At 61.4% G+C, this 14,916-nt stretch carries 15 protein-coding genes; 1 reads left to right on the forward strand and 14 read right to left on the reverse strand.

From position 1 onward, the window contains the following. Positions 1-38: 38 nt before the first annotated feature. The gene (locus tag A11A3_RS11270; protein ID WP_008929426.1) at positions 39-812 is read right to left on the reverse strand and encodes a 3'-5' exonuclease; all 774 of its coding nucleotides are present in this window, start codon (positions 810-812) and stop codon (positions 39-41) included. Positions 813-837: 25 nt separating this feature from the next. Then, a complete protein-coding gene (gene cysM / locus A11A3_RS11275; protein WP_008929427.1) occupies positions 838-1,728 on the reverse strand; it encodes a cysteine synthase CysM in 891 nt (296 codons plus the stop codon). Between the two features lie 162 nt (positions 1,729-1,890). Between cysM and A11A3_RS11280 the strand changes: the two genes are divergently transcribed. Further along, positions 1,891-4,605: a response regulator gene (locus A11A3_RS11280; RefSeq protein WP_008929428.1), complete on the forward strand. Its 2,715-nt coding sequence runs from the start codon at positions 1,891-1,893 to the stop codon at positions 4,603-4,605. Positions 4,606-4,623: 18 nt separating this feature from the next. On the opposite strand, the gene pdxJ is transcribed toward A11A3_RS11280, so the two are convergent. The 12 genes from pdxJ to rpoE all read right to left on the reverse strand — a co-directional run bounded on the left by pdxJ (position 4,624) and on the right by rpoE (position 14,782). Further along, positions 4,624-5,352, reverse strand: a complete 729-nt coding sequence (gene pdxJ / locus A11A3_RS11285) for a pyridoxine 5'-phosphate synthase (protein WP_008929429.1) — start codon at positions 5,350-5,352, stop codon at positions 4,624-4,626. Between the two features lie 12 nt (positions 5,353-5,364). After that, positions 5,365-6,045 carry a DNA repair protein RecO gene (recO, locus tag A11A3_RS11290; protein ID WP_008929430.1) on the reverse strand — a complete coding sequence of 227 codons (681 nt, stop codon included), beginning with the start codon at positions 6,043-6,045 and terminating at the stop codon, positions 5,365-5,367. Beyond that, positions 6,029-6,940 carry a GTPase Era gene (gene era / locus A11A3_RS11295; protein ID WP_008929431.1) on the reverse strand — a complete coding sequence of 304 codons (912 nt, stop codon included), beginning with the start codon at positions 6,938-6,940 and terminating at the stop codon, positions 6,029-6,031. The genes recO and era overlap by 17 nt, the downstream gene beginning before the upstream one ends. Further along, entirely contained in the window at positions 6,933-7,619 is a 687-nt protein-coding gene (gene rnc, locus A11A3_RS11300; protein ID WP_040297084.1) for a ribonuclease III, read from the reverse strand. The genes era and rnc overlap by 8 nt, the downstream gene beginning before the upstream one ends. Then, on the reverse strand, positions 7,616-7,996 hold the full coding sequence (locus A11A3_RS11305; RefSeq protein ID WP_040297086.1) for a DUF4845 domain-containing protein: 381 nt from the start codon (positions 7,994-7,996) through the stop codon (positions 7,616-7,618). The genes rnc and A11A3_RS11305 overlap by 4 nt, the downstream gene beginning before the upstream one ends. A 1-nt stretch (position 7,997) precedes the next feature. After that, a complete protein-coding gene (lepB, locus tag A11A3_RS11310) occupies positions 7,998-8,789 on the reverse strand; it encodes a signal peptidase I (protein WP_008929434.1) in 792 nt (263 codons plus the stop codon). Between the two features lie 12 nt (positions 8,790-8,801). Then, complete coding sequence (lepA, locus tag A11A3_RS11315; protein WP_008929435.1) at positions 8,802-10,601, reverse strand: translation elongation factor 4; 1,800 nt, start codon at positions 10,599-10,601, stop codon at positions 8,802-8,804. 97 nt (positions 10,602-10,698) lie between these two features. Further along, entirely contained in the window at positions 10,699-12,144 is a 1,446-nt protein-coding gene (locus tag A11A3_RS11320) for a DegQ family serine endoprotease (RefSeq protein ID WP_008929436.1), read from the reverse strand. 14 nt (positions 12,145-12,158) lie between these two features. Further along, the gene (locus A11A3_RS11325; RefSeq protein ID WP_008929437.1) at positions 12,159-12,638 is read right to left on the reverse strand and encodes a SoxR reducing system RseC family protein; all 480 of its coding nucleotides are present in this window, start codon (positions 12,636-12,638) and stop codon (positions 12,159-12,161) included. A gap of 2 nt (positions 12,639-12,640) precedes the next feature. After that, positions 12,641-13,603: a MucB/RseB C-terminal domain-containing protein gene (locus tag A11A3_RS11330; RefSeq protein ID WP_008929438.1), complete on the reverse strand. Its 963-nt coding sequence runs from the start codon at positions 13,601-13,603 to the stop codon at positions 12,641-12,643. A 3-nt stretch (positions 13,604-13,606) separates the two neighbouring features. Next, a complete protein-coding gene (locus tag A11A3_RS11335; RefSeq protein WP_008929439.1) occupies positions 13,607-14,191 on the reverse strand; it encodes a sigma-E factor negative regulatory protein in 585 nt (194 codons plus the stop codon). A gap of 6 nt (positions 14,192-14,197) precedes the next feature. Continuing rightward, entirely contained in the window at positions 14,198-14,782 is a 585-nt protein-coding gene (rpoE, locus tag A11A3_RS11340) for an RNA polymerase sigma factor RpoE (protein ID WP_008929440.1), read from the reverse strand. Positions 14,783-14,916 lie beyond the last annotated feature (134 nt).

Below are 14,916 nucleotides of genomic sequence, written 5' to 3' on the forward strand. Positions count from 1 at the left end.
AGACGCCCGACGTCAGATTTGTGAACGCTTGAAGGTCGCTAAGCGCCCTGCCAGGCCTCCAGAAAGGCCTGGAAATGGGCATGACCGCCCTCTTTCAGCGTGTCGCGCACCAGCGCCAGCTCCTGCTCGTAGCCGGTGGCGTCCAGCTCGCCACGCATCAGCTGAAAGCGCAGGTAAACCAGCCAGGTATTGAGCACGTCGGTTTCACAATAGTCGCGGATGCCCTTGATATCACCATCCTGAAAGGCATCAAACACCTTGGCCCCGCTCATGCCCATCTTGCCGGGGAAGCCCAGCAGGGTGGCGATCTGGTCCAGCGGTGCATTGGCGCGGGCATTGTAGAGCGCCAGCATGTCCATCAGGTCCGTGTGGCGCTGATGATAACGGCTCAGGTAGTTATTGAAGCGAAAGCTGGTGTCCTCGTTGCCGGTTTCCCAGTAACGGCGGGCCACCACGCCATGCTTGAGCGCCCGGTAATGCAGCACCGGCAGGTCAAAACCGCCGCCATTCCAGCTCACCAGGGTCGGGGTGAAACGTTCGATACCGTCATAGAAACGTTCGATCAGCTCTTTCTCGCTGCTGTCTTCGTCCCCCAGAGACCAGACCTTGAGGCCCTGGGCGGAGCGCAGCACCACGGAAATCGCCACCACCCGGTGCAGGTGCAAACGCAGAAATTCCGTGCCGTTCTCCTGGCGGCGCAGGTTAAACAGGGCACTGGCGGTATCCTTGTCGCTCAGCCCGTCCAGATCATAAAGGCGACGGCCGCCTTCCAGATCGGGAATTGTCTCGATATCAAAGACCAGAACATTCATTGGCTTCTCTCTTCCCTGTCAGGTGTTACGCGCGGAACACGCCGGTGGACAGATAGCGGTCGCCACGGTCACAGATAATGGCCACGATCACGGCATTTTCCAGCTCCCGGGACAGGCGCAGGGCGCCGGCCACGGCGCCGCCGGAGGACACCCCGCAGCTGATGCCCTCTTCCCGGGCCAGCCGGCGCATGGTGTCTTCCGCTTCGGCCTGGGCCATGTCGATGACCCGGTCGACGCGGGTATCGTCGTAGATGCTGGGCAGGTATTCCCTGGGCCAGCGACGAATGCCGGGAATCTGCGAGCCCTCGGTGGGCTGCAACCCGACGATCTGGATATCCGGGTTCTGTTCCTTGAGGTACATGCTGCAACCCATGATGGTGCCGGTGGTCCCCATGGAGCTGACAAAGTGCGTAATACGGCCTGCGGTATCGCGCCAGATTTCCGGGCCGGTGGAGTGATAATGGGCCAGGGGGTTGTCCGGGTTGGCAAACTGATCCAGCACCCGACCCTCACCGCGGGCCTGCATGGCCTGGGCCAGATCCCGAGCCCCTTCCATGCCCTCTTCCTGGCTCACGGAAATCAGCTCGGCGCCATAGGCGGCCATGGCATCGCGACGCTCCTGGCTCTGGTTGGCGGGCATGATCAGGCGCATCCTGTAGCCTTTCATGGCGGCCGCCATGGCCAGCGCAATGCCGGTGTTGCCACTGGTGGCTTCGATCAGAGTATCGCCGGGGCGAATGTCGCCGCGCTTTTCCGCCTGGCTGATCATGTTCAGGGCCGGGCGATCCTTGACCGATCCGGCCGGATTGTTGCCTTCCAGCTTCACCAGAATGGTGTTGGAGGTGTCGCCCGGCAGACGCTGCAGGCGAACCAGCGGGGTATTCCCCACGGTGTTTTCAATGGTGTTGTAGGTCATGACAGGCATTGTACCGTAAAGCCGGCGCCGATAACGCCCGGCGCGCCGCGCCACAGGCTGTCAGAACCGGGGGCAGCCCCGGTTAGCGGAGCATCCCAACCATGGCCCCGACAGCGCAAACGTGGGCATAATGGCCAAAAACAGTAATGAATTTGGGGAACCATGACCAGCACCCGTCTGCGCACCCGGCTGATGATAATGACCGCCCTGCCCGCCGTCCTGGCAGCACTGGTCATTGGCGGCTATGCCACTGTCAGCCGCATCAGTGATGTGCGCGCCATGACCGCCGAGCGTCAGCAACTGATCACCGACAGCTATGCGGCGCGCATCAACAGCCATGACGCCAGTGCCAGCGATGCCCAGTTGCAGGCTTTGCTGCAGGCGCTTCTGGAAGAAACCGATGTCCGTGCTGCCTCCATCAGCGAGACGGCCGGCCACCCGGGGCTGCATGCCGGCCCGCGGCTGCGTCCGGTGAACGGCAACAGCCACCTTAACGACGTGCGACGCCTGACCACCGACACCAGCTGGCAGCTTATTCGTCCACTGGACAATGGCCGTACCCTGACGGTGGAGTTTTCCCGGCAGAGCCAGTACGTGGCGATCCTGGAAACCCTGATTACCCTGATTCTGGTCATGCTCGGCCTGATCCTGGCCGCCATGCTGCCCACCACCCGTTTCGCCGGCCGGCTCACCCAGCCGATCAATGACATGATCGGCGCGGTTAATCGCATCCGCGATGGCAACCTGGACATCCGCATTGAAACCCGCGCCAGCGGCGAACTGGCGGAGCTGGAAGCCGCCCTGAGGCAAATGGTCACGTCCCTGGACAATGCCCAGGCCGAGCTGCAGGAGAACGTGGACCAGGCCACCCAGGATCTGCGTGAAACACTGGAAACCATCGAAATTCAGAACATCGAGCTGGACATGGCCCGCAAGGAGGCCCTCAAGGCCAGTCAGATCAAATCCGAATTCCTGGCCAACATGAGCCACGAAATCCGCACACCGCTGAACGCCATCATCGGCTTCACGCGGTTGCTGGAAAAGTCGCCGCTCAACGCCCGTCAGCAGGACTATCTCAACACCATCCAGAATAGTGGCAATTCCTTGCTGTCGATCATCAATGACGTACTCGACTTCTCCAAGATCGAAGCGGGCAAACTGTCGCTGGAACACATCCCCTTCAACCTGCATGACCTGATCGAGGAAGTGCAGACCCTGCTGGCACCGCTTTCCCAGGACCGGGACCTGCAACAGGCGGCCATCATCTATTCGGATGTACCGGTGGACCTGCTGGGTGACCCGCTTCGCGTTCGCCAGGTGCTGACCAATCTGGTCAGCAACGCCCTCAAGTTCACCGAACGGGGCTCGGTGGTGGTACGGGCCATGGTGGAAGAAGAACGCGGCGCCGAAGCCATCCTCAAGGTCACGGTTACCGACACCGGCAGCGGCCTGAGCAACGAAGCGCAGAAAAACCTGTTCAGCGCCTTCACCCAGGCGGACCAGAGCACACGCCGGGAAACCGGCGGCACCGGCCTGGGCCTGGCCATCAGCAAGCGCCTGGTGGAAAGCATGGGCGGTGAAATCGGCATCGACAGCAGCCAGGGCGAAGGCGCCACTTTCTGGTTCACCCTGCGGGTGGAGCGTGATCCCAAACCGCGCCCGCAACCGGACATTGAGGGCCTGATCGGCCGCCGGGTCATGCTGGTGGAAAGCGATGAATATGCAAGGCTGGGTATCTACCACATGCTCAGCAACTGGCAAATGGCGGTCAAGGAATACACCGGCCTTGAGCCACTGATACAGGCACTTGCCGAACAGGACTCCCCCCCTGACTATCTGGTAATCGGTCTGTCCAACCGGGAAGCCGCCGATGTCGCCATCCGTGAGAAGCTTTCCGCGCTGGCAGAGCATCACATTCCCATGCTGATTCTCTGCAACAACGCGGAATCCACCTGTGCCGCCCTGGGGGTGCAGGAGCACTGCCTGGTGCAAAGCAAACCCGCCACCCGGCGGCGACTGTTCAATGGTCTGCTGACCGTATCCGGTCAGACACAAAGCTCGCCAACGGCTGAACAGGCCGTCCCCCTGTCACGACCGGTGGAAGTGCTGCTGGTGGACGACCACCCCGGCAATCTGCGTCTGGCCCAGGTTTTTCTGGAGGATATCGGTGCCCGGGTAGAGGCCTGTGACAGCGGTGCCGGCGCCCTGGAGGCCTTCAAGCGGCGGACCTTCGATCTGGTGTTCATGGATATTCAGATGCCGGGCATGGATGGCCGGGAAACCACCGCGCGCCTGCGAGAACTGGAACCTGCAGGCCGCCACACCCCGATTATTGCCCTGACCGCCCACGCCCTGGAAAGTGAACGCCGGGAACTGCTAAGCAGCGGTCTGGATGATTATCTGAGCAAACCGATCACCGAAAATCAGCTGCGTCACACGCTGGACAAGTGGGTCTTGCAACACACAGACACCCCGGCACCAGAGGCTCCCGCGCCCAGTGTCGGCGACCGGGTGGTGGACGAGGCCCTGGCCCGCCAGCGCGCCGGCGGCCGCCAGGCACTGGCAGACGAAATGCTGCGCATGCTGCTGGCCAGCCTGGCGGACGATCGCCCGGCCATTTCCACGGCCTTCGACCAGGGCGACCAGGAGCAATTGCTGGAGCGCGTTCACAAGCTTCATGGTGCCACTCGCTACTGCGGCACACCACGACTGGAACAGGCCGCCCGAGCCCTGGAAGAGGCACTGAAAACCGGTGCCGACAGCCCGTCGCAGGCGGCACTGGTTACCGCCCTGTGTGATGAAATCTGTGCCCTGGAGCAATGGCAGGCTGGCAAGGCGCTGCCCGGCGACCACGGTGCGCAGGCGGATGCCTCCTGATTTATCCGGCAGCCGCGGTCAGCGGCTCTGTTCAATCAGTTGGCGCATATGACGCACGGCTTCATCAAGCCCGCTGATCACCGCCCGGGCAATGATGCCGTGACCGATGTTCAGCTCGTTGATGCCGTCGATGGCGGCAATCGCCTGGGTGTTGTGATAGTGCAGGCCATGACCGGCGTTGACCACCAGACCCAGCTGATTGCCCTGCTCCACCGCCTGGCGGATACGGGCCAGCTCACGTGCCTGTTGCTCGGCGTCGGTGGCATCGGCGTAGTGGCCGGTGTGGATCTCAATGGCCGGCGCGCCACAGTCACTGGCGGCCTGAATCTGAGCCGCATCCGCGTCGATGAACAGCGACACTTCAATGCCCGCCTCACCCAGGGTCTTGCAGCAACGGGCAATCCAGTCCTGGTTGCCCATCACATCCAGTCCACCTTCGGTGGTCAGCTCTTCGCGTTTTTCCGGTACCAGGCAGCAATGCGCCGGGCGAATCCGGCAGGCAATGGCAACCATTTCCTCGGTGGCGGCCATTTCCAGATTCATGCGGGTCTGTAGTGTCTGGGCCAGCAATTCCACATCCCGGTCATTGATGTGGCGGCGATCTTCGCGCAGATGCACGGTAATGCCATCGGCACCGGCCTGTTCGGCAACCAGTGCAGCCTGCACCGGCTCCGGATACCGGGTGCCGCGGGCCTGGCGCAAGGTCGCCACGTGGTCAATATTTACACCCAGTAATACACGTCCCATGGTTCTGTCCTGTCAGTTGCGATTTTCACGGAAAAGCTCCCGGCTCTTCAGGGGCCGGGAGCCCAGGTGAGGGGCCAGTAAATGCCGGCACAGTTGCAGCGCCGCCCGACGGGCCGGCGCATTCCACTCACCATGATGCACGGCCAGCAGATCCGCCCCCAGATAACCGTCGGCGGCCGGCAACAGCCCCTGCTCCGGGTCCAGACGGTAGCAGGCCTGCGCCGCCAACGGCTGGCCAAGGGCATCCCGGTCCAGGGCAATACCATAGCCCATTTGCTCCAGCAGCCCGAGCTCGAAGCGCCGCAGGATCACATCCAGCGGCAGTGGCTCGGAGAGGGTTGCCAGGGTGGTTTCGTAGAGAGGCCATAGCGCCGGCTGCGGATCATCCCGGTGCAGAACGCGGGTCAGCACCTCGTTGACATAAAATCCACAGTACAGCGCCTTGCCGGCAAGGCGGGGACGCCCTTCCCGGGGCTCGCTCTGGGTCACCGTATAAAGCTCGCCGCTGCGTCGCAATCCTGCCCACAGGGGCACGAACGGTGCCATCAGGGGGTCACGACGCCCGCCACGCACCACAGCGCCGATGCGGCCGTGGTCGGGAGTAAACAGCTCCACCGTCAGGCTGGTGTTGCGAAAAGGCCGCCGGTGCAGCAGCCAGGCAGGGGTCAGGGAAGCGTCAGCGCGGCTCGTCATAACCCAGCGAGCGCAGGGCGCGGGCGTCGTCGGACCAGCCTTCCTTGATTTTCACCCACAGATTGAGCATCACCTTGCGCTCAATCAGGTGTTCAATGTCTTCCCGGGCCTGGGTGCCGATCTGCTTGATCCGAGCGCCCTTGTCACCGATCAGAATCTTCTTCTGGCCACGCCGTTCCACCAGGATCGCGGCAGAAATTTCCGTCAGTCGCGGGCCATCTTCCCACAGTTCCACTTCCACACTGACCTGGTGGGGCACTTCCTGGCCCAGCTGCCGCACCACTTTCTCGCGGATGATCTCCGCGGCCATGAAACGCAGGCTGCGATCAGTGAGCTGGTCCTCGTCATACCAGAAGTCTCCTTCCGGCAGGCGCTCCACCAGTGCCTGCTCCAGCTCCTCCAGATTCTTCTCGCGCAACGCGGAAACCGGCACCACCGCATCGAAGGGGTAACGCTCGCTGAGCGCCTGGATATGCGGCAATAGCTGGCTTTTGTCGTCCAGATTATCGACTTTGTTGATGATCAGCAGTACCGGCGCCTCTGGCTTTTGCGGCAACAGTGACAGCACATGTTCATCCGCCGGCGTCCACTTGAGGGCATCCACCATCATGCAGATCACATCCACGCCGCTGAGCGCCGAAATGGCCGCCTCGTTCATGGCCCGGTTCAGGGCCCGCTCCTGGCCGGTATGGATACCCGGAGTATCGGCAAACACCATCTGGTAATGATCACGGCTAAGAATGCCGTGGATGCGGTGACGGGTGGTCTGCGGCTTGCGCGAGGTAATGCTCACCTTCTGGCCGATCAGGTGGTTCATCAGGGTGGACTTGCCCACATTGGGTCGCCCGACGATGGCCACCAGCCCGCAACGGGAGGTCTTGGGGGATTCAGTCATACTGTTGCTCCAGCCAGTCCAGTGCCTGCTCGGCGGCACGCTGCTCCGCCTTGCGCCGGCTGGCACCCTGGGCGCTGAATGTCTGTTGTACCTGCTGCATGGCGCAGGAGACCTCGAAGGTTTGCTTGGGCGCCTGGCCCTGAACCGACTCCACCTGATACTCCGGCAATTCAAACTTGCGCGCCTGCAGCCACTCCTGCAAACGCGTCTTGGCATCTTTCTGGGCGGTCTGCGGGGTAATCACCGCCAGGCGGTCACGGAACAGCCGTAATACGGCCTCGCGACAGGGGGCTTCACCGCCATCCAGCAGCATGGCCCCGATCACCGCTTCGAGGGCATCCGCCAGAATTGACTCGCGACGGAAGCCGCCACTCTTGAGCTCACCGCCCCCCAGCACCAGATACTCACCGAGCCCCAGATCACGAGCCACCAGCGCCAGGGTCTGGCCACGCACCAGGGAAGCACGCATACGCGTCAGCTGCCCTTCGGTAGCCTCCGGAAACTGGTTGAACAGCGTGGTGGAAATAATCTGCCCGAGCTGGGCGTCACCCAGAAACTCCAGCCGCTCGTTGTTGAAACGGCGGTTGGCGCTGCGATGGGTCAGCGCCAGCTCCAGCAGGCCGCTGTCGGCAAAGGTATAGCCGATAGCAGCCATCAGTCGATCAAGCGATCCGTTCACTGGCGAATGTCTTTCTTGAACTCGTGTTTGAAGTCCATCACGACACTGACGTTATAGAACAGGGGCTCGCGTACTTCATAATCGGTCGCAATGGTCAGCATACTGCCCTCACGACTGATAACCAGATCATCGGACTTGATTGCATCCACCTGGTTGATGGTAAAGCGCTTGTCAATCGAAGTGCGTATTTCCGACGGCGACATCATCGCCGTACGGCTGTCATTGAGAACAGAATTGATAGCCGTACTGATGGTGCTGTACTCCATGTAAGCCGGCACCATTCTGAAAGCCGCGGTGCCCAAAACTACAACTACCAAAATAACCACCGCCCAGCCAATCAAGGAAAGACCGCGCTGCCGTGAGGGCATTGTCGTCATTTTATTTCGCCTCCACCTGATCAATAGACCCGTTACGGGAAAAATGCGGCAGTGATGTCAGGCCATCCCAGTGCATCCAGATCAGGAAGGCCCGGCCCACCACCAGCTTCTCCGGTACCATACCCCAGAACCGGCTGTCATTACTGTTATCACGATTGTCGCCCATCACAAAGTAATGGCCGTCCGGCACAATCCACTCCCCCTGGGTCCGCGATGGAATCACCTTCTGCCCGGTGTAGGGGTTGATGCGGCCCTGCTGCCAGATCAGGTGCGTGGCGTGGCCCAGCTGCTCCACATACTCGCGGTGCCAGATACCATTGCCTTCCTTCTCGTTGACCAGATCCCGGGCCACCAGCTTGCCATTGATGGTGAGCTGATTGTCACGAACCACCACCCGATCACCGGGCAAACCCACCACCCGCTTGATGAAATTGATACTGCGATCCTTGGGGTACTTGAACACCATGACGTCACCGCGCTTGGGCTCGCCGGTCTCGATGATTTTGGTATTGGTGATCGGCAATCGCAGACCGTAGGAAAACTTGCTGACCAGAATAAAATCATGGACCTGAAGGGTCGGCAACATGGAACCGGAAGGGATAGTGAACGGCTCGACAATAAAAGAGCGGATCACCAGCACCACGAAAAACACCGAAATCAGGGAATTGGAGGTTTCCACCACACTGCCCACCGGCCCTTTTTTTGCCTTGAGCCTGAACAGCTTGTCCGCCACCCAGATCACCAGGGTGACGGCCAGTAGCAGGGTCAACCAGAAACCAATATCAATATCCAAAGGGTATCTCCGTCAATCATCCACCTTGAGTACGGCCAGGAACGCTTCCTGGGGGATTTCCACATTCCCCACCTGCTTCATGCGTTTCTTGCCCTCTTTTTGTTTTTGCAGCAGTTTTTTCTTGCGCGATACGTCGCCACCATAGCACTTGGCGGTCACGTTCTTGCGCAGGGCCTTGACCGTCTGGCGGGCGATAATCTTGCTGCCGATCGCCGCCTGGATGGCCACATCGAACATCTGCCGGGGCACCAGTTCCTTCATCTTTTCGCACAGCGCACGGCCGCGGTAAGCGGACTGGTCCAGATGGCAGATCATTGCCAGAGCATCCACCTTGTCACCATTGATCAGCACATCCACCCGTACCAGCTTGGTGGCTTCGAAGCGTTCGAAGGCATAATCCATGGAGGCAAAGCCCCGACTCACGGACTTGATGCGGTCAAAGAAATCCAGCACCACTTCCGCCATGGGAATGTCGTAGGTCAACGCCACCTGCTTGCCCAGGTACTGCATGTTGATCTGGTTGCCACGACGTTCCACACACAGGGTAATCACATTGCCGACAAACTCCTGGGGTACCAGGATATTGACGCGGGCAATGGGTTCGCGGAATTCCTCGATCTTGTTGCCTTCCGGCAGCTTCGAGGGGTTATCCACGTAAATCACTTCGCCGGAAACCAGCTCCAGCTCGTAGACCACCGTAGGCGCGGTAGTGATCAGGTCCAGGTCGTATTCCCGCTCCAGGCGCTCCTGGATGATCTCCATGTGCAGCATGCCCAGAAAGCCCACCCGGAAACCGAAACCAAGCGCATCGGAGGTCTCCGGCTCATAAAACAGTGAGGCATCGTTGAGGGTCAGTTTGGCCAGGGCATCACGGAAGTCTTCATAATCATCGGCACTGACCGGGAACATGCCGGCATAGACCTGCGGTTTGACCTTCTTGAAGCCCGGCAGCGCCTTGACATCGGGGGTCTTGGCCAGGGTCAGGGTATCACCCACAGGCGCACCGTGAATGTCCTTGATGCTGCCACTCACCCAGCCCACTTCGCCGGCTTCCAGCAGCTTGGTCTCGGTCCGCTTGGGGGTGAAGATACCCAGTTGATCCACCACATGGGTCTGCCCGGTGGATTTCACCAGAATCTTGTCACCCTTCTTCAGCACGCCCTGCTTGACCCGCACCAGCGACACCACCCCCAGGTAGTTGTCGAACCAGGAATCGATGATCAGCGCCTGCAGGTCTGCGTCCCGGTCCCCTTCCGGGGCCGGAATTCTTTCCACCAGCTGCTCGAGCAGCTCATCCACACCGACCCCGGTCTTGGCGGAAACCCGGCAGGCATCCACCGCATCCAGGCCAATGATTTCCTCGATTTCGTCGATCACCACCTCCGGCTCCGCCTGGGGCAGGTCGATCTTGTTGAGAACCGGCAATACCTCCAGATCCTGCTCGATGGCGGTGTAGCAGTTGGCCACAGACTGGGCTTCCACCCCCTGGGCCGCATCCACCACCAGCAGAGCCCCTTCACAGGCCGACAGGGAACGGGAGACCTCGTAGGAGAAGTCCACGTGTCCCGGCGTATCAATGAAATTCAGCTGGTAGGTCTCACCATTGCGGGCCTTGTAGTACAGCGTCACGCTCTGAGCCTTGATGGTGATGCCCCGTTCACGCTCCAGCTCCATGGAATCAAGCACCTGCTGCTTGAGCTCACGGTCACTCAGCCCGCCACAGACCTGAATAAAGCGGTCCGCCAGGGTGGATTTACCGTGGTCGATATGGGCAATGATGGAGAAATTGCGAATATGGGTAATGTCGGTCACAGATAGCCGCCAAAGAAGCAAACGATGGGCCGCGATTCTAGCGGATATCGGGGGTCGGTTGCACGGCACACCTTGCGGTGTGCCGTGACTGCCGGGACTACTTGAGCTTCAGGGCCAGGAAACGGGCATTGCCGTCACGGCTGACCAGCACCGCCACGGTGCCCTTGTCGGGCAAATTGGAGACCACCTTGGCAAACCCGTCCGCATCCTTGAGCGGCTGGTTATTCAGGGATACCAGCACATCGCCCTCCTGAATGCCGATGTCCTGGGCCGGGCCGTCGTCCACCCCGGTCACCACCACACCGTTATCCAGGTTCTGGTTGGCCAATTCCGAGGCACTGGCGGCACGCACGGTCAGGCCCAGGGCCTGACCGCTGGCGGCCTTGTCACCGCCCATCATGGCCAGACGCGGGTCATCCGGCAGCAGACCGATGGTCACATCCAGGGTCTTGTGCTTGCCGTTGCGTACCACTTCCATCTTCACACTGCTGTCCGGTTTGGTGCGACCCACCAGCTTGGGCAGATCCGAGGAGCGCTGAATCTCCTCGCCGTCATAGGCCACGATCACGTCACCGGGCTGAACGCCGGCCTTCTTGGCCGGGGAATCCGGCGACACCTGGGACACCAGCGCCCCCATGGGCTTGTCCAGTCCGAAGGAATCCGCCAGGTCATGATCCACATCCTGGATCAGCACTCCCAGCCAGCCGTGGGACACCTTGCCGTTTTCCTTGAGCTGCTTGACCACATCCATGGCCATATCCATGGGAATGGCAAAGCTCAGCCCCATGTAACCCCCGGAGCGGCTGACAATCTGGGAGTTGATACCGACCACCTGGCCTTTCATGTTGAACAGCGGCCCGCCGCTGTTACCCGGGTTGATGGCCACATCGGTCTGGATAAAAGGCACATAGTTGTCGGTGGGCAGATTACGGCCCTTGGCACTGACAATGCCGGCGGTAACGCTGCTGTCAAAGCCGAACGGCGCGCCGATGGCCAGCACCCATTCTCCCACCTTCAGTTTTTCGGACGAGCCGATATCCACCACCGGCAGGTCATCGGCATCCACCTTCAGCAGGGCCAGGTCACTCTGTTTGTCAGCGCCGACCACCTTGGCTTTCAGCTCGCGACGGTCCTGCAGGCGCACCATGATTTCATCGGCGCCATCCACCACATGGTTATTGGTGAGCACATAACCGTCCTTGGAAATGATGAAGCCGGAGCCCAGCGAGCGCATCTCCCGGTCCTGGGGCTGGGAGGGCTGCCCCTGGTCGCCGAACTGGTCAAAGAAACGGCGGAAGAACTCCGGCAACTGCTGACGCAGTTGTTCCTGCTGCTTCTGCTGCTCGCTGGCATCGATGTGGCTGACGGTACTGATATTGACCACCGCCGGGCCTTCCTTCTCCACCAGCTTGGTGAAATCCGGCAGGCCGGTGACCAGCGGCGGCTGATCGGCGGCTTTCTGTTCATGTGGCTGGCTGCAGGCAGCCAGAAAAACGGAACACACAACCATCAACATGGCCGCGAAATGACGGGGCGTCGCCATGAAATCCTCCTTTGTCAGGGTGCCGAACGGATAGTGACGTTCTGGCAATTGTTATGATGCAACACCGCCAGCACCCGGGGCTGAAAAGAAGAGGAATACGCGGGGCGGCGGGAAAGAAACCGGTTGATGCCAAAACCGGTCAGCAGGCCGGCGATTCCGCCCACCGCTGACGCATCAAACCGGGTAACCGGCACACTGCTGCCCAGCAATGCACCGATAAAGAGTAGTAACAGGGGTAATCCGTAAACCAGCAGCGCACCATGCATGAGCGCCTTTTCCGGCAGGCCCAGGCGCACACCGTCGCCGACCTGGTAAGTATGTCGTGCCGGCACCGGCACACGCAGGCGAGCACGCTGACCGCTCTGTTGTTCGTTGATCAGCCGGTGGCCACAGCCGGCACGGGCCTGGCAGGCCCCGCAGGTGGACGCGCGCAGGGTTTCCACCCAGACTGCCTCGGCCTCCACGGCCACCACCACGCCTTGCTCTTCAATCATGGCTAATGCCGATTGTCATGCACACGGATGTTGCCGATCACGCGCTCCGCGGTTGCCTGGGGAATCTCCCCCACCAGCGTCACCAGATAGGCGCCGCTGGGCGCGGTCAGACGGCGGCTCACCGCCACGGTCGGCCCGACCCGGCTCACCCCTTCCTCGACGCTGCCGTCGGACACGGCTTCCACGAATACGGTAAAGGTGGCCAGACCGTCACTGTAGCCCTGGGCGGCCACCGGCGCACGGTTCTTTTCACTGCGGCGCCAGTCTTCCTGCATGGCCTCGAACCCGCCTGGCAGCCACTGGGCCTCCAGGGCCAGGTGCGCGTCCGGGGTATTACCCGGCACTTCCTGCAGGGCATTTTCATGGCTTGAGGGCGGCGCGGCGAAATCGGACTGGCTCAGCCTGGGCGCCAGCGCCAGGGTGACAAACTCAACCCGCTCCAGCGCCACGCCGCTGCCATCCACGGTTTCGGACTTGAGTAACAGGTGGCTGTCGTCATCCAGCCACAGGCGATAGCCATAGCGGTGGGTGTCCAGCGGTGCCACCCGCAGCACGGTAGCTATCCGGCCGGCGACACGGCTGTCGCCGTCCACCAGCACGTTGTATTGCTCGGGCACATCCCGGGCCAAGCGCTCGCCCAGGTTGAACGGGCCGCCCTGGTCGTGGGCCAGGCGGGTCAGTGAACCATCCGGGTGCAGACAAAGCACCTCGTCGCCGCGACGCAGCACCTCGACCAGACGGCCATCAAGATGGGTAAGACGTTGGTATTCCTTACCGTCGATCACCGCATGGCGGATATCCATGGTGCTCACTTCCGCACCGAACTGGTACAGGAAGCGCCCCTGGTAATCGAGGGATCGGCTGGCATGGGCCATTTGCTGAAGCAAATCGCTGGCGGAAGGCGCCTCGGCCTTGACCGCCAGCGGCAAAAACAGGGTCAGGGATAGGGCCAGCGCTCGCAGCATCCGTTATTCGGCCCCGCGGCGGGCATCCAGGCTCACCAGGCGCGCGAAGGGCATCATCCCCTGGCCGCTGTGGCGGGCGGAAAACTCGCTGTGACGCAGCAACATGGCATTGACCCGTGGCTGATCCACCCGCACGGTGGCCGGCGTGGCCACGGCGGCGTTGCCGTTGAAGCTCTGGGACACCAGCGAGGCTTCACCGAAGGGGCGGCTCAGGCGGTTGTCGGCGCTGGCCATGACCGCGGCCGGCTTGCCTTCAGCCAGGGATCCGTTACCGCTATCCCAGGCCTGCCAGCCGATCACCGTGGCAGCCGCCACGGAAGCGGCCACGGCCACTCGCGCCATGCCACCCACCCAAGCGGGTCGACGGGCCGGCTGGCTCTCTTCGGCCAGGGCCGCAGACAGCCCGGCGTTGAAACCGGCGGGCACGGCCATGCTCGGCTGGCCGCGCATCAGGTCACTGGCCAGCTGCCAGCGCGAAACGGCATCCAGACCGTCCTCGTCCATATCACGCATGACCCGGCGGCTTTCCAGCTCGCTGGTTTCGCCGTCAAGGAACGCGGATAACGCTTCAAAGTCCCTGTTTTTCATAAACACTCACCCTTTATCGCCACGCTGCGAGCCCAGCAAGGGGCGCACCGCACTATCGATTGCCTCACGGGCCCGGAAAATCCGGGACCGTACCGTGCCCACCGGGCACTCCATCACCGCAGCAATATCCTCGTAGCTCAGGCCTTCAAATTCCCGCAAGGTGACGGCTGTCTTCAATTCCTGGGGCAGTGCTTCAATCGCACCATGAATCACTGCCTCCAGTTCCTCTGACAACACCATGGACTCCGGGGTTCCAATTTCATGCAGCATTTCTGCCCCGGAATATTGCTCGGCTTCGGCAGCGTCCAGATCCGAGCCTGGCGGGCGCCGACCGGCGGCCACCAGATGGTTCTTGGCGGTGTTTACGGCGATCCGGTAAAGCCAGGTGTAAAAGGCACTGTCGCCACGGAAACGCGGCAGCGCACGCCAGGCCTTGATAAAGGCTTCCTGGGCCACATCCTGGACTTCATCCTGGTCACGCACATAGCGGCTGATCAGCGCAAAAATCCGCTGCTGATACTTACGAACCAACACCTCGAAAGCTCGCTGATCGCCGTTTTTGGCCTTTTTGACCAACTGTTCGTCTGACACCGATCCCCCGGATCCTTGCGCACTGGGTGCCGTTTCGCAATAACAGCAACGAAACGGCCATGTTTAAACGCGCCATTGTAGCAGCTGTTGCCCACGCGGCTATACTAACGCCCCTCAACGCTGCCATTTTCACA

It is taken from the genome of Alcanivorax hongdengensis A-11-3, assembly GCF_000300995.1.
Taxonomy (GTDB): domain Bacteria; phylum Pseudomonadota; class Gammaproteobacteria; order Pseudomonadales; family Alcanivoracaceae; genus Alcanivorax; species Alcanivorax hongdengensis.

Excerpts from the sequence above, each read along its gene's own strand:
- A11A3_RS11305 (WP_040297086.1), bottom strand. The coding sequence starts at position 7,996 with ATGACGACAATGCCCTCACGGCAGCGCGGTCTTTCCTTGATTGGCTGG.
- era (WP_008929431.1), bottom strand. The coding sequence starts at position 6,940 with ATGACTGAATCCCCCAAGACCTCCCGTTGCGGGCTGGTGGCCATCGTC.
- A11A3_RS11325 (WP_008929437.1), bottom strand. The coding sequence starts at position 12,638 with ATGATTGAAGAGCAAGGCGTGGTGGTGGCCGTGGAGGCCGAGGCAGTC.
- A11A3_RS11335 (WP_008929439.1), bottom strand. The coding sequence starts at position 14,191 with ATGAAAAACAGGGACTTTGAAGCGTTATCCGCGTTCCTTGACGGCGAA.
- cysM (WP_008929427.1), bottom strand. The coding sequence starts at position 1,728 with ATGACCTACAACACCATTGAAAACACCGTGGGGAATACCCCGCTGGTT.
- A11A3_RS11330 (WP_008929438.1), bottom strand. The coding sequence starts at position 13,603 with ATGCTGCGAGCGCTGGCCCTATCCCTGACCCTGTTTTTGCCGCTGGCG.
- A11A3_RS11270 (WP_008929426.1), bottom strand. The coding sequence starts at position 812 with ATGAATGTTCTGGTCTTTGATATCGAGACAATTCCCGATCTGGAAGGC.
- A11A3_RS11280 (WP_008929428.1), top strand. The coding sequence starts at position 1,891 with ATGACCAGCACCCGTCTGCGCACCCGGCTGATGATAATGACCGCCCTG.
- pdxJ (WP_008929429.1), bottom strand. The coding sequence starts at position 5,352 with ATGGGACGTGTATTACTGGGTGTAAATATTGACCACGTGGCGACCTTG.
- recO (WP_008929430.1), bottom strand. The coding sequence starts at position 6,045 with ATGACGAGCCGCGCTGACGCTTCCCTGACCCCTGCCTGGCTGCTGCAC.
- A11A3_RS11320 (WP_008929436.1), bottom strand. The coding sequence starts at position 12,144 with ATGGCGACGCCCCGTCATTTCGCGGCCATGTTGATGGTTGTGTGTTCC.